Here is a 24,156-nt window from a genome sequence, read left to right on the forward strand (position 1 = left end):
AAAAAATAAAACACCGGAGCGCCTGGTAAAAGCTGCTCCGGTGTCTTCTATGTTCATTACCGTTCCCTTCGGAAAGGGTCTTGGATTATTTAATAGCTGCGTCAACTTCAGTAATCATTTCAGATACGGAAGTCAACCCGCCGCCGGAAAGATACCAGAAATCCGGGTTCAAGTAAACGATGTTTCCGTCTTTAGCGGCATTGGTTGTTTTTACAAGCTCATTCTCAACTACCGCTTTAGCGCCTGATTCCCCTTCGCCAGTGGCAACAGCTGCACCGCGGTCAACCACAAACAGATAGTCAGGGTTCATCTCTACAATGTACTCGTTCGAAATATCTTTACCATGTGTGCTGACTTCGATGTTAGGATCTATTGCTCCGAAACCAAACACATCATGCAAAATACCAAAACGGGAACCTGGACCGTATGCACTGATTTTGCCTTCGTTAGCAAGAATGATCAATGCCTTCTTGCCTGTTGCCGTTGCTTTTTCATTCAGCGCTTTGATGTTCTCATCGATGGCAGCCATTTCTTTCTCAACTTCTGCTTCTTTACCAAAGATTTGACCAAGCGTGTTCATGTTGGATTTGAAGGATTCCATGTATTTGCTTGTATCCACGCCCAAGAAGATCGTTGGAGCAATTTTGCTCAGTTCCTCATAAGCATCTTGCTGTCTGCCGGAAATGATGATCAGATCGGGATCAATGCTGTTGATTTTCTCAAAGTCCGGCTCTTTCAGGCTCCCTACATTCTCGTACTTCTTATCTTCAAATTTGGACAAGTAAGCAGGAATATTCGCTTGCGGAACGCCTAATACTTCAACGCCCAATTTATCTACGGAATCCAGAATACCAAAATCGAATACAACCAGACGTGAAGGGTTCTTCGGTACATCGGTTTCACCAAGCTGGTGGGTGATCTTAATTGTTTCCGCTTCGGCTGGAGGCGTATCCCCTGCAGCGTCTCCGCCACCGGCACCTGTTGTTTTATCGTCTTGACCACAAGCTGCGAGTACAATCGTGAACATTACTACCATGAATAAAGTTAACCATTTTTTCATTACGTACACCCCATCTTTTATATTTGTATTTTCCTGCTTCATATTGATCTTCAACATATATTTGAATGTATGGTTGAATTAGTAATTAAATAAGGACAGATTGAATCATGCCGTCCCTTCGCAAGGCAGCCCCAGCTATTTTAGCAGAGATAAGGAACCTGCCGATGGCAGTTGAACCGTTCCTTATCCCTTACAAACGTTGTTATAGATTAGGCGTAGTACACACATACTCTATTGTCGTTAATCTCTTCAATCTCAATGTCCATGTCGTAGATTCCGCGCAGAACATTGCTCTGAATGATGCTCTCGGTCTTCCCTTCGCTCTCAATAGCGCCATCCTTCAAGGCAACGATGTAATCCGAGTAGAAGGAAGCGAAGTTGATGTCGTGAATCACGATAACAATCGTTTTATTCATGTCGGCGACAAGCTTTCGAAGAATCTTCATGATCTGCACGGAGTGTTTCATATCCAGGTTGTTCAGTGGCTCATCCAGCAAAATATACTCTGTATTCTGGGCGATAACCATAGCGATGTAAGCACGCTGGGTTTGACCGCCGCTGAGCTGATGAAGAAATTTATGCTGCATATCTCCGAGCTCCATATACGAGATCGCTTCATCCACGAACTTCTCATCTTCCGCATTCAACCTGCCTTGAGAGTAAGGGAATCGGCCAAAAGATACGAGTTCCCTCACGGTCAAACGAAGACTGATATGGTTAGATTGCTTCAGAATCGAAACCTTCTTCGCAAGGTCGCTGCTCTTCCACTGGCTGACCTCTTTGCCATCCACCGTAATTTGACCGCTGTCCTTGCCCGTTAATCTGCTTATCATGGACAGCAAAGTACTTTTACCGGCACCGTTAGGGCCGATAAAGGAAGTGATTTGCCCCTTCGGGATCGTAACCGACACGTTATCAACGACTTTTTTGCCGCTATAGACTTTCGATACGTTCGTAACCTGGATCATGCTTTACTCTCCTTTAGTAGCAGGTATATGAAGTAGACACCGCCGATGAAGTTGATGATAACACTGAGCGTTGTGGAGAACGTAAACACCCGTTCGACAACCAGTTGACCGCCCACTAACGCGATGATGCTAATAAGTATAGAAGCTGTGATTAAGTATGAATGCCGATATGTCTTCATAACCTCATAGGCAACATTGACAACAAGAAGTCCCAGGAATGTAATCGGCCCGACCAGCGCAGTTGCTACAGAGATCAGAACAGCGACAATAATCAGGAGCCGCTTCACCACGTAATCATAATTCACACCGAGGTTGATCGCCTGCTCACGTCCAAGTGAAAGCACGTTTAGATACTTGGCGAATCGAGCAAAATAGAGAAGTGACAAAGCAACCACAATCATGGCAAGAATGAGCAGCTCCGTCTTTACGTTGTTGAAGCTGGCAAACATTTTGTCCGCCACATACTGGAACTCATTCGGATCAATCAGCACCTCCATGAAGGAGGACATGCTGGAGAACAGCGTACCGAATATCATACCGATGAGCAGCAGGAAGTAAATATTATTCCCTTCCCTTTTGAACAGTATTTTGTATAAAACTCCAGCAAACAATATCATGGCTCCGACATTAATCAGGAAGTTCACATTGCTGCCCAGTTTGTACAGCGTAAACGATCCAAAGACGAAGATTACCGTTGTCTGGATAAGAATATATAAGGAATCCAATCCCATAACACTCGGCGTTAGTATCCGGTTATTCGTGACCGTTTGAAACACCGTGGTAGACAGAGCAATGGCTCCGCCGGTCAGAATAATAGCAAGCACCTTTTTGATCCTTCTCGGAAGCGCGTAGTCCCAATTGCTGCCAAGATCAATGAACAGAAAGACTGCCACCAGGATGATTGCCGCCGCGGCCAACAGGCCGATTTTGGCTTTATAAGTCATAAGCCTTTCTCCTCATCAGTAAGAAAATGAATATACCGCTTCCAAGGACGCCCACGGTCAGGCTGATTGGAATCTCATAGGGATAAATGATGATCCTGCCAAGGATGTCACAGAACAATACGAATCCGGCCCCCAGCAGCGCGGTATGCGAAAGGCTTTTTTTCAAGTGGTCTCCCAGATACAGGCTAACGATATTAGGTATGATCAGACCGAGAAAAGGAATCACGCCGACGGTTAGAACGACGGATGCGGTGACCAGCGCTACAATGACCAATCCCAGGTTCACAACTCTCCGGTACTTGAGACCAAGGTTCGTTGCAAACTCCTCTCCCATCCCGGCTACCGTAAACTTGTTAGCGAACAGGTAGGCCAGAATGACAAGCGGGATACTAATATATAGCATTTCATATTGTCCCTTGATGATCATGGAGAAATCACCCTGGAGCCATGCGGACATATTCTGAATAAGATCATATTTGTAAGCAAAGAAGGTTGCTATCGAACTAACAATATTACCGAACATCAGTCCAACGAGGGGAATAAAGATGGCGTCCTTGAACTTGATCCGGTCCAGGATCTTCATAAAGATGAAGGTTCCCGCTAGTGCGAATACAAATGCCACAAGCATCTTGATTAGTGGACCGCTTGTTGTGAAGACCAGCATGGCAACCAAAATTCCAAGTCTCGCGGAATCCATCGTACCCGCTGTTGTTGGTGACACGAATTTGTTGCGACTTAACTGCTGCATGATCAATCCGCAGATACTCATGCTGACCCCTGCCAGTATAAGACTGACAAGCCTCGGGATCCGGCTGACAAGCATAATATGTTGTTGTTGTTCTGACATGGAGAACAGTTCCAGTGGTGAAATGTCCTTAACTCCAATAAATAGTGAGATTATGGAGAGTACCACAACGGCTGCAAATAAGTATCTAATCTTCATGGCTCTTCCTTCTATGCGTATGTCTCTTAATATCCGACAGTCCGCAATCTCATCAGCTTCTCAATGAGATTGATTATCAATTGCGTTCTGATATGCATTATATCACTCTCATTCTCACTCGACAACCCTAATTGAGAATCAAAATCATTTAATTTTTCTCATCTGCGTATCATTTGTTCACGATTTGTTCATGATATGAAGTTTCGACATATCGTGTAAAGCAATCAGAGGACTGACCTTAGAAAAGTGTTTTAATTCTCAGTAAGCGGGTATTAAAGATAAACTTTTAGTTCTGAGTTTCGTTCTGAATTGTTGACATTTGCAACTCATTATATTAACATGCTAACATAAATATCTTTTCTAACAAATTGTTAGTTGATATGGAATAATGATTATGAGCAAAATGCTTCACTAAAATGCATATTTACCTGAATTAAAGGACATCTTCTTATCAGGCTTATGCAACACCATTACATCAGGAGGTTTTTTCTTATGTCTAAAGATTTTTCAACTGCACTCAAAAATCGTCGCTCCCACTATGCTATCAGCAAGGACCCTGTCATTTCGGACGAGCGTATCCAGGAAATTGTGAACGAAGCTGTTAAGTACACTCCGTCTTCCTTCAACTCCCAAAGCGCACGTGTCGTTGTACTGCTCGGCGAACAGCATGACAAGCTGTGGAACCTGACCGAGGGCATCTTGAAAGAAGTTGTCGGTAACGAAGAAGCATTCAAATCCACGGCTGAAAAAATGGGCGCATTCCGCGCTGGATACGGTACAGTACTGTTCTTCGAGGACAATGACGTCGTTACAGGCCTGCAGCAAAACTTTGCGCTGTATGCAGACAACTTCCCGGTATGGTCCAACCAATCCAACGGCATGCTGCAATTCGTGGTATGGACTTCCCTGGAGGCAGAGGGCCTAGGTGCATCACTGCAGCACTATAACCCATTGATCGACGAAAAGGTGAAATCCGAATGGAACATTCCAGAGAGCTGGAAACTGATCGCTCAAATGCCTTTCGGTAAACCGGTTGCTGAACCAGGCGAAAAAGAATTTGCTCCGATTGAAGATCGCGTGAAAGTATACAGCTAAGTCCTTAGCGGAAAAGGCCGTCCACCCAAGTTTTTGATAACTTGGATAGGCGGCCTTTTTTCATACCAACACTTTATCCAGCAGTGAAACTGCGACTCTACTTAATCAACATGTAATAAGGCCTGAAGGAATGGCTTGATCTCTTGGAAGTCCTCTCCCGGCGTCCACAACTGAATGGCATCCCGCTCTCCGCTCATGCCCCATTGCAATTTCTCTTTCAGTATCTCGGTATAGCCTGAGTTTCCCTCAGATTCGATCAGCATTCGCTCCACCAGAACAGCCCAATCCGTATCGCTTGACATCATGCGCTCCGGATATTTCCGGGCCAATTGCAGCGTGCTTTCCAGCGAACCGCTGTGCAGCATATGAACGGCGAGGTAATTGCCGATAAAACGGTGGGATTTATCCTGTCGGATCACCCGCGCAAACCATCTCTCCGCCTCCTCCAGCCTGCCCTGCTTCATAAGCGCTGTTGCGTGGAGAGAATCGGTATAGGAATGATCCTCGCTTTCGCTCCGTACAGAGGAGTACCGATCGAATGCCGGATTGTAACTGTCCCAATCTTCATTATTATAGAAGTAATTCGTCAAATCCATCAGGTAGCTTGGTGCCGGATGCCGTTCGATCATCTCCTGCAGGGTGGATAAGGTTTCCTCTGAACTTCTGTTATCTACATCCTTGGACAACTGATCCTTGATCTGTTGCAATCGGAGTTTCATCCTTAAGCTGTGAATATCTTCTGGATGCGAGCTCACATTATCGTTATAGGCCGCGAGCGCTTCATCATATTTACGTTCGAGTACCAGCTGGTCCTCCGGCGTCAATTCACGACCTTTTAACAAGAAATACGGTAAATAACCCATGGTGCTCTCATTGAGCCGGTAGCCGCTGCTGCTTGTTAACTTCGTGCCGTCATCCTTGTAAGCATCCACCGACCAGAAATAGGGAGCCTCTGGGTTGGAGTAACCAAGCACACTCTCAGGTGCAACGGTCGTCCAATCATGCGGATCCTCGTAGGAAAGTCCGATTCTGAGATCATACAGATCCTGAACAGCAACCCGCAGCGAATTCCCTTCAATATAGTTATCCATCGCCGTCATCATCGATCCGCTGCCAAATTCGATACCAACACTCAGTTTATAGTAGGCGGCTTCGGGTATAGCCTCCCATTCAAAATAGATCATGTCGCCGCGTATCTCATCATGGTTTACTGGAGTTGTCAATTGAATCAATGGCTGCAGCGTGACATCAATCCGTCGTGTCGATTCCGGGGCGACCTCCACCCAATCCCCCGATTCTACAGGCCACGTTCTGCCATTGATTTGTTCATAATTCAAACCAATGCCGAGTTGATACCTGCCGGGCTCTACACCCTCGAAATGATAGCGACCGTTCGCGTCTGTCAGCATTTGGTACGGTTCGCTTAACAGCAGACTGTGATTCAGATCGTTGTTTTTACGTAAAAATACACCTGCGAATGGAATCGGATCCCCCTCACGATTTCGCAAGGTTCCGCTTACTGTTGACAAGGTCTCTCCGTCTAAAATCCTCTTCAGCCGTCCTTTCAGCTGATTCGCCCGTTTTGAGATATCCGAATTTGCAAAGTTCCCGCCGGACCCTTCTGATATCCGATTCAACACGTCCATAGCGGCTTGGGGGCTCCCCCGACGCAGGAGCATTTCCGAGTGATATAAAAGGGCCTTACTATGGATGTCCCTCCAATCTCCAGAAAGGACTTTCCCTAATCGCTCATATTGCAGCGCCGCCTGATCAGGCTGGTCCAGCCTGTCATAGAGGCTCGCAAGCTCCAGCACCAATTCATGCTGATAGGAATAAAGAACAGGCTCCGGAGAATATCCGCTGCTCAGATCCCCGAACTTTTGGATAGCGGTTTCCAATATATCCGCTGCTCCCTCCACATCACCATTCATCGAATAATGCTCCGCAAGGTCTATTGCGGCATATTTCATATATTCTCCGGCTGGCGCTCCCAGCACATATTGATTCAGCAGCGGCAAACGTTCATCCTCAGTAAAACGAATCTGCTGATCGGTGCTTCCTCCTGTGCTGGTGAACCCCGGACTAATAAACACATCAAACCGATGAGATAGCTCTGTTGCTCTAGGCACAATCACATACTTCTCGATCATCTCCCATTTCCGGTTGCTGCTGCTTTCTTCATGAATAAGGTCAATGACTTTGGCTATCCCCTCAGCTTGGCCTTGTTCTATCTGCTTCTCCGCAATCAGCAGCCCTATTCGAGGTGTGAGCATAGATACCATCATAACGAAGAGGATTAAACCCGAAACCCCCAACACCAGGTGTTTAATCTTGACCCGAATTTTCAAGCCTGGCCACCATCCTCTCGTACTGATCCTTCCAGTAATAATTCCCCCCGGCTTCAAGCAGTTCATTGCTCACCTGCAAGGGCACGGAAACAGCAGGTTTCACAATTGCTTCCCTCCATAACAAACCTCCGAGCAGCAGAACGGCCGCTACTGCGCCAAAATAACCAATTGCGGCAGCAGAAATTTCTACTTCCTTATTCCACAAGGAAGACAAACGTTCGCGGCTGGATTTTGGAAATGTGCGAGAAATCACCTTCTCTGCGCCCAGGAATCGAATTTCCTCCAGCTCCTGCTTTAGTTGTTCGGCCATTTCCTGTTCTTCGCTACGCATCGCTCTCCCCCTTCTCGACAACAATCTGCCGGAGTTTATGCCGCCCTCTCATTAAACGTGCCTTAACCGTGTTTATATTCAGCTGCAATTGCGCTGCAATTTCTTGAACACCCAACTCATTATAATAATAGAGCGTAATCACTTCTCGGTATGTATAGGGCAGCTGCTGCACTGATTTGATCATTTCAGCCTCACGCCAATGGACGCCCAGCATTTCATCCACGGCAGGTACACTTTCGTTTACATGCTGGTCCATCCTCGGCATGGGAAAAATATGACGCCAATCCCATGTACGCTGCCGCATCCGGCATCGATTCACTGCAATTCGGGTCAACCAGCTACGAAGTTTGTCGCCGTCACGAAGCTGAGCGATATTCTCGAACGCCTGGATAAAGGTATCTTGAACGGCCTCTTCAGCCGCTTGACGGTCACGCAGCAGCAATACTGCCGTGCGAAGCAGATAATCTCCATACTGTTCCATCAATTCCCGGAGAGCCGCCTCTTCTTTTTGTTTTAAGCGCTGTATGACATCCAGGCCATCTCCCCCTCTCTATAACTATGATGCGTCTGGTCTTTCATCGGTTGCATCAATTTGGATCAATGTCGAAAAAAAATCGAATGATTGAAAACCTTCCGACAAAACGATACAATAACACAAGCAAGAAACCTTTGTCTTCCTGAACTGGCAATAGTTCCGGGACCAACTGCATATCATGTTGGCTGTACTAGGGGTGCCATGTGCTGAGAGACGGCGTGCTGCCGTTAACCCTTATCACCCGATCTAGGTCATACTAGCGTGGGGAAGTGTAGCATTTATGTTTATACTTTTTCACGTAGGCATAACTGCACTTTCTTCACGGGGTGCGGTTTTTTTGCGTGGATTTATATCATAGGGGAGGATAACAACAATGAGTGAGCTAACATGTGGAACCAGTCGCATCGTCGGATGCCGATTCTCGGTGTTTCCGATGACTGACCGATTTGTGGAAGTCATTATGGACGCGCTGAAATCCGTCAACACGGGGAAAGTATGGATTCAGACGGATGATGTGAGCACCTGTATTCGTGGACGGGCGGAGCATGTATTTGATGTAACGAGGGCGATTTTTGCTTATGCGGCAGCAAGCGGTGTGCACACCGTCTTTAACGGAACTTATTCTATTGGCTGTCCTGGTGATACGGAAGCCGATGTATATATGTCAGAGGATTCGGAGCGTTTGAACCGCGAGATTGGGAAGAATGCCGATATAGACACGGCCTGCCAATTTGCCCTTTATCCACTGGGTACAGACCATTACATGGATGTTATCTATAAAGAGGTGCATCGGGCTAAGGAAAAAGGAACGTTCGCCGGAAGCGTTCACTATGCCAGCCGGTTGGACGGCTCCATCTCCAAGGTGTTTGAATCCCTCGAAGATGCGTTTTTGCATGCGATCCAATCGGACAGCAGTCACCTTGTCATGACCGCAGTCGTGTCTGCACACAGTCCATCAGCCAAGCCAAGACCGTGATCACTTCTATATAACAGGCAAAAGCCCGGCGCATGCCGGGCTTTTGCGATTTGCTCCAAGAGCTTGACGAATTAAACCCAAGCACTCGAGATGATTACGAGCAGGATGAAGAGAACCAAAATAATACCTACTGAATTACCCCATCCACCGCCATATACTCCGCTCATGAAGATCCCTCCTGGATTTAAAGAATGACGTGACCGAATCACATGATTATTGTATTGGTCGTGGAAGGCGAACGTCACGGCTAATGTACCTCTCTTATTGCTCACCCGTCAAAATCTATTCCTCATAACCCACAAGAAGCATGCCCCCGAACGGGTTCAGCACTTGCTCTGTGAATGCCAGAAGGAGGGAGGGATCGTCCTGTCGATACATCGCTGAAAGCGAAACCTCCAATTGATCTCCCAATGCCGTGCTGAATCGGTGGAACAGCCGAAACAGCATCTTGCCTTCCCCTGTCCATTCCCCATTCACTCTAAGTACAAATTCGCAAAGTACCATCATGATCTTTTGCACCGTAAACCATTTCTCGCCATCCCGCTTAGGATTCTTCAAATCCTGCACATATTCCGTAATCATGTAACGGTATTCATCAATATCGGTTTGCATCCATGGCATCGGTCCGTAATTCAAATCATGCTGGGCCTCTGCGCGGACTGCTTCTCCTTCCGGCAACGAGCGCAGCACCTTACCCTCCGCTGTGATCCGCTGCAATGTCGGATTGGCTGCCATCACGCCCTCGTCGAAGTATTCACGATAGGATGACAAAGACAATATAAACAATTCCACAATCCATCCATCCGCTTCCAGGGTCTTTCTCCGCATCTCATCTCCGTCCCGCTCAAGGATGACGATGTCCAAATCAGATTGCTCGTTATGTTCTCCTCTGCTTGCACTGCCGCCAAGCACAGCTAGCAAACAGTCGGGATAATGACGGTGAATAACACGCTCTGCTGCCTCCATCGGTTCCTTCTTCATGGCTATTTCCCCCAGTAGTTCTCATAGCTCCCGAAAAAAAGGGCTCAAAATATTTAATTCAGCAAAAACCCCAAACGTACCTTAATCATATGGTAAATAAACGATTACCCTCATGATGACTACAAGGAAGAAGGGAAGATGAAATGAACTACATTCACATGCTATCCAGATTAGGTATGGGCAGTGCGCATCCGGGCGGATTCGAGGCTACCTTAAGAATGCTGAAGAATTATCCGATTGAGCCGAACAGTCGTATTCTGGAGGTTGGCTGCGGAACAGGCAGGACAGCATGCCATCTTTCGGAGATGGGCTATCAAGTCACGGCCATAGATCTCAATGAGAATATGATTAAAAAAGCACGCACCAGAGCCGAAGCCATGAAAATGGACGTGCAATTTTTGCAGGCTGATGTGTGCGAGCTGCCTTTTGAAGACAACCAGTTTGATCTGATTATGGCCGAATCAGTCACCGTATTCACGGATACGTCGAGATCACTCCCTGAATATTATCGCGTTCTGGATCAAGGAGGCGTTCTGCTGGACAGAGAATTGCTGCTGAATAAGCCAATGCCTGAGCCAAAGCTCAAGGAGCTGCTGGAATTCTTCGGGATTCCGAATCTGATGCTGCGGGAAGAATGGGCACAATCCTTGCTGGCTTGCGGTTTTAAGCAGGAGGAAATTCTGGAGTATAACCACTTCAACGAACAATTGAAGGAAGAGCAAACACGTCATCTGGATACATTTGAGCAGCGCGATAAAGGACTTCTGTTTGATGTAACGTTATGGGAAACGTTATTCAAGCATGACCGGATGATCCTGGATAACACCGATTATCTCGCTTCCGCCTTATTCCGTGCCGTAAAATAATATTGCTGCGTATCTATGCAACGAGAGGGGATTTGTCTGTTGGCTAGTTAGCTGCGCTTCCCCTCCCCTTCCAAAACATCAGTTCTTTCGACCCATTTCAACACTTTTTGTCAATTCGTTATATCTAGTTCAGCCCGGCGATGCTATAATCATGGTAAATATATCCTATGTTGTCGAGGAGGACTCATTCTTATGGCATGGTTCAACAGACTCCCAATCTCACAAAAAATTACTGCAGCCTGTTATCTTATTGCCGCTTTATTTGCGGTTCCAATGCTGCTTGCGTTTATTCTAATGGGCAAAGCAATCATTGGCGTGGTACTTGTCTTGGCTTTAATTGGACTTACCCTTCCTCTTTCTCGCGTTATTGAGAAAACGCTTACGAATTCATTCGCCGAAATTTCCAGCGTTTCTGCCAAAATCGCCAAAGGCGACTTTACCTTCCAGGTAGAAGAGGTTGGAGGCATGAACGACCTAAGCCGAACCTTCAACAGCATGGTGGACAAGCTTCGCAAAATTTTACAGGAAACCTCGGACATTACCCGCAAGGTAATGACATCAAGCCGAAGCATTTCGAATAAAAATCAGGAGCTTATTCAAGTTATGAATCAAGTATCCCTCTCCTCCAACGAGCTGGCCGTCGGTGCGAACGAAATCTCGGAGGACGTATCGGAGATGACGCATTCCATCCGCGAAATCGAAGAGAAGGTCAGCAATTATACGCACTCCACCCATGAAATGAACGCCCGTTCTATCGAGACGCTGGGACTCGTTGAGCAAGGAAGAGATTCCGTAGCCAAACAATCCGCGGGGATGCAGCGAAATATCGACGCCACCGGAAAAGTCTCGGAATCCATCGATGCACTGGCCAAGAGCGCCAGAGGGATTACCAAAATCACCGAAACCATATCCGAGCTTGCCGATCAGACCAACTTGCTGTCCTTGAACGCCTCCATTGAAGCGGCCAGAGCCGGCGAGCATGGTGCAGGCTTTGCCGTTGTTGCCCAAGAGGTCCGTAAATTGGCCGAGGAATCCACTTCCTCCACCCGCGAGGTATTTAATCTGGTACGGAGCATTGAATCGGATGTCAAACATGCAGCACAGAATATTAAGATCAATGAAGAAGTCGTACGGCAGCAAACCGAGATGATCCGTGAGGCGGAGCTGGTGTTCATGCAGATTGTAAACAGCGTGCAGTATATTTCGGAGCAGATCGCAGCTTTCTCCAAGGAGAGCGAGTCCATGCTGGAGAGTGCGCAGAACATCTCTTCCGCCATTCAGAACATATCTGCGATTACGCAGCAATCCGCTGCAGGAACGGAGCAGGTATCTGCTTCCATGAACGAAGGGATTTCGTCTATCCAGAAGATGGCTGAGGAAGCCGAAGCGATGAATAATGCCGTCTTCCAACTGCAGAAGACCATCAATATTTTCAAATTCTAAAAAGTATAACGTCTATTTTTTATTCGTCTATTCTACATAAGGAATTTAGTTAAGCTGTTATTTTTATAAAAGCAGAAGGGGTATCCCAAAAGTCACTTGACCTGAGGGAGGCCCCTTTGTCTGTTATGAGTACGCTGCCGCTGCGGAACGAAGCATCCCTCCAATCGGCTGTTGCCCTCCAATATCCTGAATTCATCTTATGGTAAAATGGAAGTCCGACCCACCATTTACGAAAGAAACGGTTTCTTTGTACATTCAATATACTATGGACCAACTTGAGCTTCTTGTTAGCCTTCACGCCATAGCCGCGATATGTTCACGAGTTTTCCCTCTTCAAATTCGGCTCGGTATATGTCCGGCATACTCGTTCCCTGCCAGAATTCATAATCGAACCGCTGATCGTAATGGTGCAGCATTAATGTCATAATGTCCCCATGAGTACCCATCACGACATTCTTGCCTTTGTACGTATCCAGAATTCCCTCCATTGCCTGGACTGCACGCCTTTGCGCATCTTTACTGGATTCTCCCTCCGGGAAGCAGGTATCGGGTTCGTTAAACAGTTTCCTTTTGGCATCCGTAAATGAGTTCCCTTGGAAATCCCCGATCTTCCGTTCTCTCAGATCCTCCAGCACCGTAATCGGTAAACCCAGGGCATCCGCCAATGGCTGTACCGTATCCTTCGCTCTCTGATAAGGGCTGGATACGATAACCCCAATACCCTCTCCCAGCAGCAAACCCTTAACTCGCTCGGCATCGCTTGCACCCTGTACGGACAATCCGCGGGACCGCTCCTTCCCTTCGCTATACGGGGATTCTGCGTGTCTCACAAAATATAAGGTTGTCATGCTTCCCCCTCGGCTTCTTCAATCAATGCCGACTCCATCATCATCTCAACAAATGGCGTTAACGGTAACAGACTCAGCGACTCAAGCGGAACCCATCTGGCTCCTAAGGAATCCTGTCCATCGCCTTCTGCCTTAATAACAGCTTGATCATCAGACAGCTCCACATCATATATGATGCCGATGTGATGCAGCTCTTCCATCTGGTTCTCGGCATACTGATACACAATGGTATAGGATATGGCTGTGCGAATACTGCCTTTTATCGGAGACAGTCCGGTTTCCTCCATAAATTCACGCTTCAGCGTAAACTCCGGCTCCTCTCCAAATTCAATGGAACCTCCAGGTAAATCCCACTTCCCTTTGTGAGGCCCTCTTGCTTTTTGGATCAGCAGAATATGATCATCCTGGATCAGAACACCATAAACGCCGAGATGCGTATATTTCTCCATGGTCACGACACTCCTTTTCTGGCAATGAACGTAATCCACTGGCTTCGAAAGAGGACGTCCCTTCCGTCCTTCACCTCTTGAATGTCCTGCTGTATTTGGCGCTTCATTAAAATCTCCCATTCTGGATACAGCTCGTAAAAGATAGAGAAGGCTTGGTCAGCGGATAAATTCAACTCGATTAACCCCTCTTCCTCCACACCGGTCTCCAGATCGATTTCCTTCACTTCCGTACTCATTAATATGCAATGAATTCCCCGATCCATGGTTCCTGCTTGCATTTGTTTGATCTTGGATACAAAGGCGGCCTCCGAGCTCATATGCTCAAGACAAGAGCAGGCAATGATGTAATGATAGGTATCCTTCGCGATGTCATAATGCTGCACATCCGCTGCCAGTGCCTCAATGCTGGAACTTACGCCATAGGAGGCAGCATACTGCCGGAGCTTGTCCACTGCCGAGGGCAGCAAATCCACGCATAGAACCTTACCGCCTGCAGGTTGGATTCGCTGTGCAATCGGAATGCTGTTACGACCGACACCACTGCCCAGATCCAGCACTCGCATATTTTGAAAAGGCAACAACTCCAGATGATCCATAACCGTCTGGACGGGGCGTGCTAACCAGCTGCCCGGCTCAAACAAGGCGGCCGATTCATAAAACTTCTCGTGATACAATATTTCCTTCTCACGCGCGTGATTGAATGTTTCCATGCTACAGACCCCTCAATCATGTTGTTATAATGTCTTCACAAACCGGAATCCCGATGGAGAAACCCCATTTTCTCATAAAACGTATGGGCACGCTTGCGCTCGGGTTTGTTCCCGCTGGTCAGCAGCACATTGTCGCCCCTCTCCAGAGCCCACCTCTTTACAAATTCCACAAGCGTTCTCCCAATTCCTTGCCCTTGCCGCTCTTTCTATGTAAACAGTGCACTGAAGTGCGTGGCAACTCCGTTATTCTCATAACTTAAAAATTCCCGGCAGCGGATCATCTCCGCTACCCGCTTCGCTTGATCGGCTGGCTACAAAGGTATGATAAAGGAGTGCCGATTCCGTGTTCTCATCCGATCCGGACACTAAATTCGCTCCTTCAATACCGGATATCCTATATTGCTCTCATTAAGGGGTTTTTGACTCCAGATCACCGGTGGATAGGGACGGATCTCCATAGAACTTCTCCCCCTCTAAACTTCGAGTATTGTTAACCGTGCCCACTGATTCTTCCATTGTTTCTTCCGGACACGCTCCAAATAATAGCTTCGCTTATGAAAATTCGGGCATCTTCGAACCTTTAAAGCGAATAAATCCTCCAATCCGTAAGGGCAGCAGAGCTCAAGCTCCCCTTCGCGGTTCAGTCTTGCACCAATCGCTGTAGCTGTCTCCGGCCATTGGGTTAACGCTGCATGGGTTGAGCTGTACGGCTCATCTCCATTCTTGACATGCATTCTGGCCTGATTCTTGACTGACCATTTCGGATTCTTTGTCGCTGCTCTTAACTTCTGTTCCAAATCGATATCCCGTGCTTCCGACACATCATCGGGATCGAAATATACAACATCGATATCCGTATGACGGTCGGTTCTCTCAAAACCATGCAGGATATCCCACACGTAATTTCGAATATAGCCTGCCGCAATGTAGCATTGCGACAGCTCCAGATCTCGAACGATAGCCAAATCATCCATCAGCTGCTTATGCTCCCTTATGTACTCCTTCAACCGCAACTCCAACATTAAATTCACCGCCATTGGTTTAATATGGTGTTACTTGTTCACGCTCACGTTCACATGTTCATCTATCTCCCACATATCCCATGATCTGGCCGAATGCGAAAAACAGAGCACGCTTCAATCCGTGTAAAAAGGCATAGACCGCCTCACGTGGAAACGGTCTATGCTCTCATATTGTAAAACTATTATATTCCAAATAATCCCTGAGCCGCAAGGAAAGCAGAGTTATTCAACGAGAGGGGAGGCTTGCCCGTTACACGTGAATAAGCCTCCGGGTTGAGCTGGACTCGAGCTTCCAAGTCCCCTAAAAGGGACTTGCAGCTATCAGCGGAGCCGGGCTCCCTCAAAGGGACTTGCAGCTCTTAGCGCTACACTGCTGCATCCACTCGCTCCTGGGATGCGCCATCACAGCGCTTGCATACTTTCAGCGCAGTGCCGTCCGATTTGGTACGAGGATACAACAGTTTAATCCGAGTGCTTTTACATACGGGACATGTACCGCGAGCGCGAGTAGGTAAGTGCCAAAGTGATTTGCCTCTTTTTTGTTTTGCCATGAGTCAGATACCCCATTTCATAGATTCATTATCGTCACTCTTACATATATGAAAGGGTTCAGCAGAACATGTCGGGCAGTTTCATTAGCTTCCCTGCAACACAGATGCCTTGACAACAGCCATGCGTTAACCAATATTTTATACGTATGGCGATACACCGAGCGATCGTCACCATATCTTTTATTATAGTGATCAGGCGCCGCCGACATTTGACACCTTCTCGTGCTTCAGGCACCAAAGAGGTGAAAAAACAAAAGAGAGAAGGCATCCAACCGCCCTCTCTCTTACACAGCATGAACATTACTTATCCATAAAAGCCAGTATCTCGTCCTTGGTCGGAATGGAAGATTGCGCCCCAGGACGGGTCACCGTCAGGGCTGCCGCCGCGGTTGCAAACTTTAGTGCCTCCTCTGTCTCCATACCATCGGTGCAAGCAGCAGCATAAGCGCCGATGAAGGTATCTCCTGCTGCCGTGGTATCGACGGGCTTCACGCGGTAAGCCGGAACGGCAACGCGCTCCCCGCGTGCGTTTCCATAGAAGCAGCCTTGTTCGCCAAGCGTAATGATGACGCTTGAGGTACCCTTGGCTATGATCCAATCGGCTGCCATCTCGGCAGAAGCCGCGTCATCTACTCTCAAGCTGCTAACCACTCCTGCTTCCGTCTCGTTCACGATCAGCGTATCCAGCAGCGGAAATACCTCTTCGGGGATACTTCTCGCAGGTGCCGGATTCAGCCAGACGCGGACACCGGCCTTACTGGCCGAGTGAATGACGTACCGCGTCGTCTGCCACGGAATTTCATTCTGCAGCAGCACCGCGTATACTCCATCCCAATTCACCTCAGACGCAACATCCTCTTCGGTCAGACGCCCATTGGCTCCCTCGGACAGGACGATGTAATTCTCACCCTCTTTGTTGACGGTAATCATCGCAATGCCTGAGGTGCCTTCCTTGGAGAGCACGGACTTAACCCGGACCTGGCGATCCTCCAGCGAAGCAATCAAGGTATCACCAAAAGGATCAAGACCAACCGCACCCAACATGGCACAATCTGCACCTGCCGACGCAGCCGCCACCGCTTGGTTCGCACCTTTGCCTCCAGGAAAAAACGACGTTCCGCTGCTATGAATGGTCTCCCCCGGCTGAGGGAACTGATTCACATTACTTACAACATCCATATTAATGCTTCCAATGACAACCAGCTTACGCAAAGATACCCCGCTCCTCTCTTCTAAACCGACTTCTGCCCTGATGTACGGACGTGAACATCCTTAATCTCGTTCTCGCCATCCTCCAGACAGCCAAAGCCAAACATACCATGAGCATAGGCCGTTTCCTTGCATTCCAGTACATTATCTCCATTAATATACAAGATGAAGCGATCCTTCTCAGACACCAGTTTTAAACGATATTCCTCGCCCAGCTCCCAATCATATCTGGCCGTAATCAAGCGCTTGGTCCCGAAGTCCTGTTTAATAAACGAGACAGAATTCGGACCGTCAAAACCGGCCAAATAATGCCGCATCACGCCTTGCGCTCTTGTAATCAGGCAATGGCTGGTGCCGGAAATCGGTTTTATTGTCGCTTCAACCACGGTATCACCGGCATAATAATTGCCGGAATAGGATGAAGTGTCTCCTTCTGCTGTACAATGCAGCGCTCCATCACGCAGCTCCCACTTGCCTCTATGGTGAGAGAATGGTGTGATGGAAGCGAATTCTTTGGCCTGTTTAGCAAAATCAATTTTGTATTCCGCCGAGCCGGTAACACGGAACTGTCCGATGAACAGACTTCCGATGGCACGATTCAAGAGCGGCGAAGGGCTCTCCAGTATCCATCCGATCTCATCGATCATGGCGCCTTCGGTATCCGGGATAACGAATTGAATATCATTCCATTCTCCGCCCACCGGGGTAACCGCCTGCAGAATCTGGTCCTCCTGTGTATAGGTGTTCCGAACATAAGGAGTCAAGGTCACTGGCGCGCCTTCCCACTGGTCCACGTAGATTCGCGCAGATACGGTCTGACCACTATAGGCAAGCGGCGCGAAAGTAGGCTTATACTTCTCATCATTAAATTCAGCCCGGCGGTAGAACGGTTTATAGTAGATTTTACTGCTGTCGCCTTCAACCAGTCTGTCGAAAACAACTTCAAGCGACCCTCTTCCATCGCATCCGTGTTGATTGGAATGGCGCACAACCGGCGTTTTGAACGGGTTGCTTGTCCGAAAGCCATGGGTTGATCCAGGCAGATCAAAATCGAAGTACACTTCACCTTGCTTCACGCGCTGCACTAATTCCTGCGGTGCCTTCTCCCCATTCAGGCGATAACCCAGCAATGCGAGCTCTTTGGCGAAAGTGGGGAAATCCACCAGGTTCAAGTACCCGGAAACGCTGGAAGCGACAATGAAGTCATTGATGGGTTTGCGATAATGATCCGGAATTCCGGCTAAGCCGCCGTACACACCCAGAATGCTTCCCACATTCCCTGCATTGCAATCGGTGTCCCAGCCGCACATGGACGCGATTTCTATCGTGCGCGCAAAATCCCCCTCGCCATACAGCAGAGCAAGCACGCATACGCCTGCATTGGGGATAATATGGCATACACCCGTATATTTATCGTATCCCCAGTGATCCTCCAAGTATTGACGGCAAGCCTGAAAATCGGATGGATGCTCCCGATGAAAATCCATAACCGCATGCACCACACGTGCATAGGTTGAGTCATCCGGGATCATACGGAGTCCCTCAGCGATGATCTCATCCATCGATGAAGCATCAAATGCTTTGGCAATGCATGCTGCCATGAAACGTGCGCCATACAGCCCGTTGCCATCATGCGAGACGCTGGCTGCTTTTTCCGCATAATCTGCCGCTTTCTCCGCCCGACCCGGGAACAGAAGCCCCCATGAATCAATGAAGATCTGGCCGCCGATCTGCTCAGCCATCTCCGTCCCGTTCACCTCGATGGAGCCCGAGCGCGGGGCCGAAATGCCTTTGCGCAGATTTACATAAGCCCGGTGCTCGGTGCTGATATCCTCGCCGCCCCACCAGAACATGCCAATGCCTTCCCTTGCATAGTTGAGCCAAGCTTTTCCCACATCCTCCGGTTCAAGCTCGCGGTCCGTCGCATCGTCATACAGCGCACGAATGAAAAACACCGGACCATTCGCATCATCGTCTGCTGCAAAGGTTTTGTACGGCTTCACGTAATCCCGAATATCACCGTAAACATCCCGGATGCGCTCATATGTCCAAACAACCGGTTCGATGGGGGCACCGAGCCTTATGCCGATGTTCATCCCGATAAATCCTGCATATACCGTCTCTACATACTGTTTAGGTATCATTAACTCTCCCTCCTAGCCTCTGCGCAATCAAAGTTGAAACATGAATTTTTTGTGTGTTCCACCGCAAATTCGGATCATTCTTTCGTTCTCTACTGCCCCCGAGTTTCCTTGAGTCCAAATTTTTATCGCAGAGATCCGGGAGCGGAAGATGAACACTGCATTTCTCCAAAACAAATGGTTAATTCAAAAAAATGTCAGCCTCGCATGATTTCTTATTGCTACAGCTTGTGTTGAACAACGTTCTTCCTCATTTCATGGATTCGAAGGTCATCCTCAATGATTTTGGCGGCAACCATGCTGAATTCGTCAGCAACGGCGCACAGATCAAGACGGTTCACCTTGTTCAGCTGCTCGATATCTTCCTTGCGGATGACCTCGCTGCCATGCATCGCCCCAAGGATCACCCCGGCCATGACGCCGATCGAGTCCGTGTCACGCCCGGAGTTAACGCCGTCCAGGATCGTACGATAGTACTCCCCCTCATTCAGAACCATGAACGCAAGCGCCATGGGCAGCTCTTCGATCGACCACAGGCGGCTTGGCGTATAATGATTGCTCGGAACGCCAACCTTGTCGATATGACGGCTCACGTCATCGCCCATCGGGGAATATTTGAGCATGATCGCCTGCAGCACCTCGATCACCTTGTCCATATTGTCCCGCTCCGGCCGCAGTTCTCGGGCAGCCTGGGTCAGCTCCTGTATGGCAGCTTTCGTACCGTCCTTCGCCAGGCTGATGGCCGTGCCGATAATATCATCCACGCTCACCCCAGGCTCAAAAGCCTTCGCGACGCATGCCGCGAGGACGCCAGCCGCTTCCAGGCCATAGCTGCTCTGATGACCCATCGCAAAGAGGATGGCTTCATCATAGGCCGCCTTCGGATGGCCCGCATTGACAATCCCGATCGGGGCGATGTACATCGCCGCCCCGCAGTTCACCATATTCCCGATGCCGCCCTCTCTCGGGTCGCAATTCGCCAGCACATGACGCATGAAGATGTATTTTTCCGGATAAAACAATCGGTCTATAATGAGCGTTTCCTCATTCAGTTCAGGGACAAACGTCTTGCGGAACGCAATCTCCTTCACGAATTCATTGCTCATATCATAGGCGTCCAGATGTCGGCCCTCGGTAAGATACACATTCATGAGCGCAATCGTCATCAGGGTATCATCCGTGACAATCCCGTCCCCTCTTACCCGGCCAAGCCGGACCTCGGCAGGAAGATCCATCTTATGCCATCTTGTCATCAAGGATTCCACGCGTCCGTATTTCGACTTGATTTCTTCGTACGTCAATTTCTCAATGGGAGCTCCCATTGCGTCTCCAAGCGCGGTGGATATCACCACGCCTCTTACTCGGTCACGAAACGAAGTCATAGTTATAAGCTCCTTACTTGATGTTTTCGTTAGCGTATTTCGTAATCTCTGCTCCGCCAGCAGCGTTCCAGGCCTCAACAAATTGATCGAATTGGGACAAGTCCTTCTTGCCTGTAATAAAGTCGGTTGAATATTCCTTGTACAGATTGTTCATGGCATCCCAGTTCGCAATGAACTGCTCAGGAATAATGAAGTTGTTGTCTTCCGTGTAGTAATCCGAAGCCATTTTCAGCGATTCGGTGCCCGGCTCGCCCAAGAGCGGCGTTTTCAAAGGAGTTTCCGATTGGATCTCGGTTGGCTCCCAGAAACGTGCATACCATTCACTGTAATATTTCTCGTTCAGCTCAATCTCACCGTCTACCACCTTGTAGTGCTCATCTTCGAATCCGAGCCGGTCCAGCATTTGGCCCTTGGGACTTGCCAGGTAATCAAAGACTTTGAATGCAACATCTTTATGCGGGGACTGCGAAGAGATCGCAAGTCCTCTTGCTTCCTTCGTGACGTCGGTGGCGCCGAATCCTTGCGCTTCGCCTTTTGCAGGCGGCAGCACGATCAGGCTGGCGTCATCTCCACCCAGTTCCTGCATTCTTCCATCATACAAATCGATGATTTTGCCGGCTGTCCCCGTAATCACCGCGGCTTCCCCTTTATAAAAGGCATCTTCCTTCGTATCCCACTGCTTCGTAATGAATTGCGGATCAAGCAGTCCTTCCTTATAAAGCTTGTTATAGAAAGTCAGTTTTTCTTTCTCGTTTTGAGAGACTTTGGAGTATTCATAAGTTCCATCGTCCTTTTTAAGCCAAGTGGTATCCAGACCGAATGCCGTGTTGAAAATGAAGTTGATCTCGGCGATATCGCCTGCTGCCGTCAGCGCGTAACTCGGCTTGCCTTCACCCGGCTTCTTCTCCACCATTTCCTTGAAGAAGGCGTAATAATTGTCCACTGTCGGATTCTCCATCAAGGCCTTGGAGCTCTCCATGGCATTAAACCAATCGGCACGAACAACCGGTGCCTTAGGTGCAAGAGGTTTAATCCACAGCAGATACGGATAACTTGCCATCCGTGTTTGGTTGTGCGGTTCCATGATCTCTTTAATGTAGGTAGATTTCTCAATATACGGCGTCAGATCCTCCAGCAGACCTTGATCGGCAATCTGCTGGTCTCCGCCCTGGAAGTAGATGATATCCGGAATGGTTCCGCCCAAGAGCAGGAGGTTCAGGTTCTCCGCATAACTGCCCTGCGCGAGGTCTACAAGCTCAAACTTCACGTTCAAGCCTTCATCTTCAGCGAGGGATTTCTCCAAGGTTTCGAAAAATTTAACGGAAACGGGGTTAGCCGTTCCTTCATCCTTGTACACAATCTTCAGCGTAACCGGATCGCCGCTTCCATCAGGCTGGGTGGTCCCAGGCTCTGTTTGACCCGCTCCCGGCGAGTTCGAGTTTGAGGTGCATGCAGACATGACCATGGCCAGCATGGCAACGATTAATAACAGGCTTAATTTTTTCATGTTCATCTTTCTCCCCTTTTTTGAATTTGAACATCAATGCCTTCAATAAGCTGCCCTTCCCCGCTTAATCCTTGACCCCTCCCTCCAGTTCGCCTTTTGCGTAGTATTTCAAAATGAACGGATATAGGAACAACAGCGGTACAATCGCAATCATGATCGTACCCGCCTGCAGGGAAGCAAAATCAAAATTGATCGAGCTGTCAAACATGTTCTGGTTGCCGATCAGCGACGTATTGTCCTTGCGTACAACAAACTGTCTGAGCACGACCTGCAGCGGCCATTTACTCGGGTCTGAAATGTAGAGTGTGGCTCTGAAATATTCATTCCAGTGATACACGCCGTAGAACAAGCCCAATGTCGCCAGCCCCGGCTTGGACAGCGGCAGGATAATCCGGCTGTACAACCGGAAGTGACCTGCACCGTCAATGCGGGAGGCCTCCAGAATTTCCTCCGGAATGTCCTGAATGAACCGCATGAGTATAAAGAGATAGTAAACGTTGATCGCTTTGTACAGGATCAGTGAAGTTAGCGTATTCATCAGTCCAAGATCCTTCACCAGCAGGTATTCCGGAATCATGCCCGGCTCGAATACCATAATGACGATAAGGAAGAACAACACGAATTTTTTGCCGATGAATTCGGTTCTAGCCAGCACATAAGCTGCCATGGAGGTCAGCAGCAGATTGAGAAACGTACCTGCAACGGTGATCCAGACCGAGTTCAGAATACTGCCCGTGATCAAAGGATTGGACAATAGCAGTTGGTAGTTTATTGTAGAGAATCCCTTGGGGATGATATCCAGTCCACCCATCAGATGGGCTTTGCCAGGGTCTGTTAAAGACAGCGCCAGCAGATGCAGGAGAGGAACCAATACCATGAGCGTGAACGCAAACAACATCAGATAAATGACAATTTTAGAAATCTCCAGCCGTCTCATCGTAAATCCCTCCTTTACCAGACGCCCTTACCCGAGAAGCGCTTCGAAATGAAATGCGTACCCAGGATAAGGACGATACCGATGACGCCTTTGAACAGACTGGCTGCGGTTGCATAAGCAAACTGTCCGTTCCCAATACCGATTCGGTATACATAAGTGTCCAGAATGTCCACGACACTAATGACGGAATCGTTCATAAAGTTAAATACTTGATCGAAACCAGCATTCATGAAGAAGCCCAGATTCAGAATGAAGACGGTTACAACTGTGCTGTATAAATGAGGAAGCGTGATGAACCTCATCTGCTGCAGCCGTGTTGCTCCGTCGATCTTGGCTGCTTCATACAATCCTGGGCTGATCTTCATAATAGCTGCCAGATAGATGATGGAATCCCAGCCGGCGCTTCGCCAGATTTCGGAGAATACCAGCACCCAGCGGATATGCTCCTTACTTGTCATGTAATCGATGGATGGCAGTTGAAAGAAGTTCGCAATCAGATTGACTCCGCCGTCTGCAGGATTCAGGAGGTTGATCCAGATCCCGGCAATCACGACCCAGGACAGAAAATGGGGCAGATAGACAACGGATTGTACATATTTGCGGTATTTGGAGCTTCGTACTTCATTAATAAGAAGTGATAGCATGATCGGAATCGGAAAGACAAAAATGATCTTCATCAAACTGATGATAATGGTATTCTGCAGTACGCTTGTGAAGGCAGGCGAACTGAAGAGTGTCTTGAAATGCTTCCATCCTACCCATACATGATCTCCCAGAATCCGATAGTCCTGAAAGGCGAGTTTCATGCCGTATAACGGAATGATGTGGAAGATAAAAAAGTAGAGAAGAGGTAACGACAGCATCGCGTACAGCACCCAATCCTGCCTTAAGCGTCTTAACACCTTCATGG

At 48.3% G+C, this 24,156-nt stretch carries 24 protein-coding genes, 1 pseudogene and 1 riboswitch; of the genes and pseudogenes, 4 read left to right on the plus strand and 21 right to left on the minus strand.

Annotated elements, in window-relative coordinates; genetic code table 11:
* Positions 1-85 precede the first annotated feature (85 nt).
* The 4 genes from M2277_RS01325 to M2277_RS01340 all read right to left on the minus strand — a co-directional run bounded on the left by M2277_RS01325 (position 86) and on the right by M2277_RS01340 (position 3,915).
* Complete coding sequence (locus M2277_RS01325) at positions 86-1,060, minus strand: siderophore ABC transporter substrate-binding protein (RefSeq protein WP_063480067.1); 975 nt, start codon at positions 1,058-1,060, stop codon at positions 86-88.
* Between the two features lie 209 nt (positions 1,061-1,269).
* On the minus strand, positions 1,270-2,028 hold the full coding sequence (locus M2277_RS01330; RefSeq protein ID WP_036641932.1) for an iron ABC transporter ATP-binding protein: 759 nt from the start codon (positions 2,026-2,028) through the stop codon (positions 1,270-1,272).
* Entirely contained in the window at positions 2,025-2,972 is a 948-nt protein-coding gene (locus M2277_RS01335; RefSeq protein WP_006211445.1) for an iron chelate uptake ABC transporter family permease subunit, read from the minus strand. Before M2277_RS01335 ends, M2277_RS01330 begins: the two co-directional genes overlap by 4 nt.
* Entirely contained in the window at positions 2,962-3,915 is a 954-nt protein-coding gene (locus M2277_RS01340; protein ID WP_006211446.1) for an ABC transporter permease, read from the minus strand. Before M2277_RS01340 ends, M2277_RS01335 begins: the two co-directional genes overlap by 11 nt.
* 492 nt (positions 3,916-4,407) lie before the next feature.
* On the opposite strand from M2277_RS01340, the gene M2277_RS01345 reads away from it, so the two are divergent.
* Positions 4,408-5,010, plus strand: coding sequence for a nitroreductase family protein (locus M2277_RS01345; protein ID WP_006211447.1), 603 nt, complete (start codon positions 4,408-4,410; stop codon positions 5,008-5,010).
* 101 nt (positions 5,011-5,111) lie between these two features.
* Here the strand turns inward: M2277_RS01345 and M2277_RS01350 are convergent, their stop codons facing one another.
* From M2277_RS01350 to M2277_RS01360, 3 genes are read right to left on the minus strand one after another with little or no spacing between them, the layout of a single operon-like run.
* Positions 5,112-7,358, minus strand: a complete 2,247-nt coding sequence (locus M2277_RS01350; protein WP_280753961.1) for a carboxypeptidase regulatory-like domain-containing protein — start codon at positions 7,356-7,358, stop codon at positions 5,112-5,114.
* Positions 7,336-7,689, minus strand: coding sequence for a hypothetical protein (locus tag M2277_RS01355; protein WP_063480070.1), 354 nt, complete (start codon positions 7,687-7,689; stop codon positions 7,336-7,338). Before M2277_RS01355 ends, M2277_RS01350 begins: the two co-directional genes overlap by 23 nt.
* Positions 7,682-8,173 (minus strand): sigma-70 family RNA polymerase sigma factor, encoded by a 492-nt coding sequence (locus M2277_RS01360; RefSeq protein WP_280753962.1) that lies wholly within the window; start codon positions 8,171-8,173, stop codon positions 7,682-7,684. The genes M2277_RS01355 and M2277_RS01360 overlap by 8 nt, the downstream gene beginning before the upstream one ends.
* Positions 8,174-8,406: 233 nt before the next feature.
* Positions 8,407-8,509, plus strand: a riboswitch (TPP riboswitch).
* 88 nt (positions 8,510-8,597) lie between these two features.
* Between M2277_RS01360 and M2277_RS01365 the strand changes: the two genes are divergently transcribed.
* Positions 8,598-9,200: a YkoF family thiamine/hydroxymethylpyrimidine-binding protein gene (locus M2277_RS01365; protein ID WP_036641926.1), complete on the plus strand. Its 603-nt coding sequence runs from the start codon at positions 8,598-8,600 to the stop codon at positions 9,198-9,200.
* A gap of 71 nt (positions 9,201-9,271) precedes the next feature.
* Here the strand turns inward: M2277_RS01365 and M2277_RS01370 are convergent, their stop codons facing one another.
* Together M2277_RS01370 and M2277_RS01375 are read right to left on the minus strand one after the other, a co-directional pair.
* On the minus strand, positions 9,272-9,367 hold the full coding sequence (locus M2277_RS01370) for a YjcZ family sporulation protein (RefSeq protein WP_006211454.1): 96 nt from the start codon (positions 9,365-9,367) through the stop codon (positions 9,272-9,274).
* Between the two features lie 115 nt (positions 9,368-9,482).
* Positions 9,483-10,181: a nucleotidyltransferase domain-containing protein gene (locus tag M2277_RS01375; RefSeq protein ID WP_036641925.1), complete on the minus strand. Its 699-nt coding sequence runs from the start codon at positions 10,179-10,181 to the stop codon at positions 9,483-9,485.
* 143 nt (positions 10,182-10,324) lie between these two features.
* Here M2277_RS01375 and M2277_RS01380 point away from each other — a divergent pair, with 143 nt between their 5' ends.
* Together M2277_RS01380 and M2277_RS01385 are read left to right on the plus strand one after the other, a co-directional pair.
* Complete coding sequence (locus M2277_RS01380) at positions 10,325-11,047, plus strand: class I SAM-dependent methyltransferase (RefSeq protein ID WP_036641924.1); 723 nt, start codon at positions 10,325-10,327, stop codon at positions 11,045-11,047.
* Between the two features lie 192 nt (positions 11,048-11,239).
* A complete protein-coding gene (locus tag M2277_RS01385) occupies positions 11,240-12,490 on the plus strand; it encodes a methyl-accepting chemotaxis protein (protein WP_036641922.1) in 1,251 nt (416 codons plus the stop codon).
* A 287-nt stretch (positions 12,491-12,777) separates the two neighbouring features.
* On the opposite strand, the gene M2277_RS01390 is transcribed toward M2277_RS01385, so the two are convergent.
* From M2277_RS01390 to M2277_RS01445, 12 genes and pseudogenes are all read right to left on the minus strand, one after another.
* Positions 12,778-13,338, minus strand: coding sequence for a histidine phosphatase family protein (locus tag M2277_RS01390; RefSeq protein ID WP_280753963.1), 561 nt, complete (start codon positions 13,336-13,338; stop codon positions 12,778-12,780).
* On the minus strand, positions 13,335-13,787 hold the full coding sequence (locus M2277_RS01395; RefSeq protein ID WP_280753964.1) for an NUDIX hydrolase: 453 nt from the start codon (positions 13,785-13,787) through the stop codon (positions 13,335-13,337). Before M2277_RS01395 ends, M2277_RS01390 begins: the two co-directional genes overlap by 4 nt.
* 2 nt (positions 13,788-13,789) lie before the next feature.
* Complete coding sequence (locus M2277_RS01400) at positions 13,790-14,497, minus strand: class I SAM-dependent methyltransferase (protein ID WP_036641916.1); 708 nt, start codon at positions 14,495-14,497, stop codon at positions 13,790-13,792.
* 35 nt (positions 14,498-14,532) lie between these two features.
* Positions 14,533-14,691, minus strand: a pseudogene (locus M2277_RS01405) (GNAT family N-acetyltransferase); the annotation flags it as partial.
* Positions 14,692-14,970: 279 nt separating this feature from the next.
* The gene (locus tag M2277_RS01410) at positions 14,971-15,519 is read right to left on the minus strand and encodes a nucleotidyltransferase family protein (RefSeq protein WP_036641913.1); all 549 of its coding nucleotides are present in this window, start codon (positions 15,517-15,519) and stop codon (positions 14,971-14,973) included.
* 365 nt (positions 15,520-15,884) lie between these two features.
* Complete coding sequence (locus M2277_RS01415; RefSeq protein WP_076150397.1) at positions 15,885-16,070, minus strand: hypothetical protein; 186 nt, start codon at positions 16,068-16,070, stop codon at positions 15,885-15,887.
* Between the two features lie 300 nt (positions 16,071-16,370).
* A complete protein-coding gene (gene rbsK / locus M2277_RS01420) occupies positions 16,371-17,282 on the minus strand; it encodes a ribokinase (RefSeq protein ID WP_063480075.1) in 912 nt (303 codons plus the stop codon).
* A gap of 20 nt (positions 17,283-17,302) precedes the next feature.
* Entirely contained in the window at positions 17,303-19,423 is a 2,121-nt protein-coding gene (locus M2277_RS01425; RefSeq protein WP_280753965.1) for an ADP-ribosylglycohydrolase family protein, read from the minus strand.
* A gap of 218 nt (positions 19,424-19,641) precedes the next feature.
* Positions 19,642-20,802, minus strand: a complete 1,161-nt coding sequence (locus M2277_RS01430) for an ADP-ribosylglycohydrolase family protein (RefSeq protein WP_063480077.1) — start codon at positions 20,800-20,802, stop codon at positions 19,642-19,644.
* A 13-nt stretch (positions 20,803-20,815) separates the two neighbouring features.
* The gene (locus tag M2277_RS01435; protein ID WP_280753966.1) at positions 20,816-22,309 is read right to left on the minus strand and encodes an extracellular solute-binding protein; all 1,494 of its coding nucleotides are present in this window, start codon (positions 22,307-22,309) and stop codon (positions 20,816-20,818) included.
* 64 nt (positions 22,310-22,373) lie between these two features.
* A complete protein-coding gene (locus tag M2277_RS01440) occupies positions 22,374-23,246 on the minus strand; it encodes a carbohydrate ABC transporter permease (protein WP_006211470.1) in 873 nt (290 codons plus the stop codon).
* A 14-nt stretch (positions 23,247-23,260) separates the two neighbouring features.
* The gene (locus tag M2277_RS01445) at positions 23,261-24,154 is read right to left on the minus strand and encodes an ABC transporter permease (RefSeq protein ID WP_280753967.1); all 894 of its coding nucleotides are present in this window, start codon (positions 24,152-24,154) and stop codon (positions 23,261-23,263) included.
* Positions 24,155-24,156 lie beyond the last annotated feature (2 nt).

This window comes from Paenibacillus sp. LBL, from assembly GCF_029893715.1.
Taxonomy (GTDB): Bacteria; Bacillota; Bacilli; order Paenibacillales; family Paenibacillaceae; genus Paenibacillus_AQ; species Paenibacillus_AQ glucanolyticus.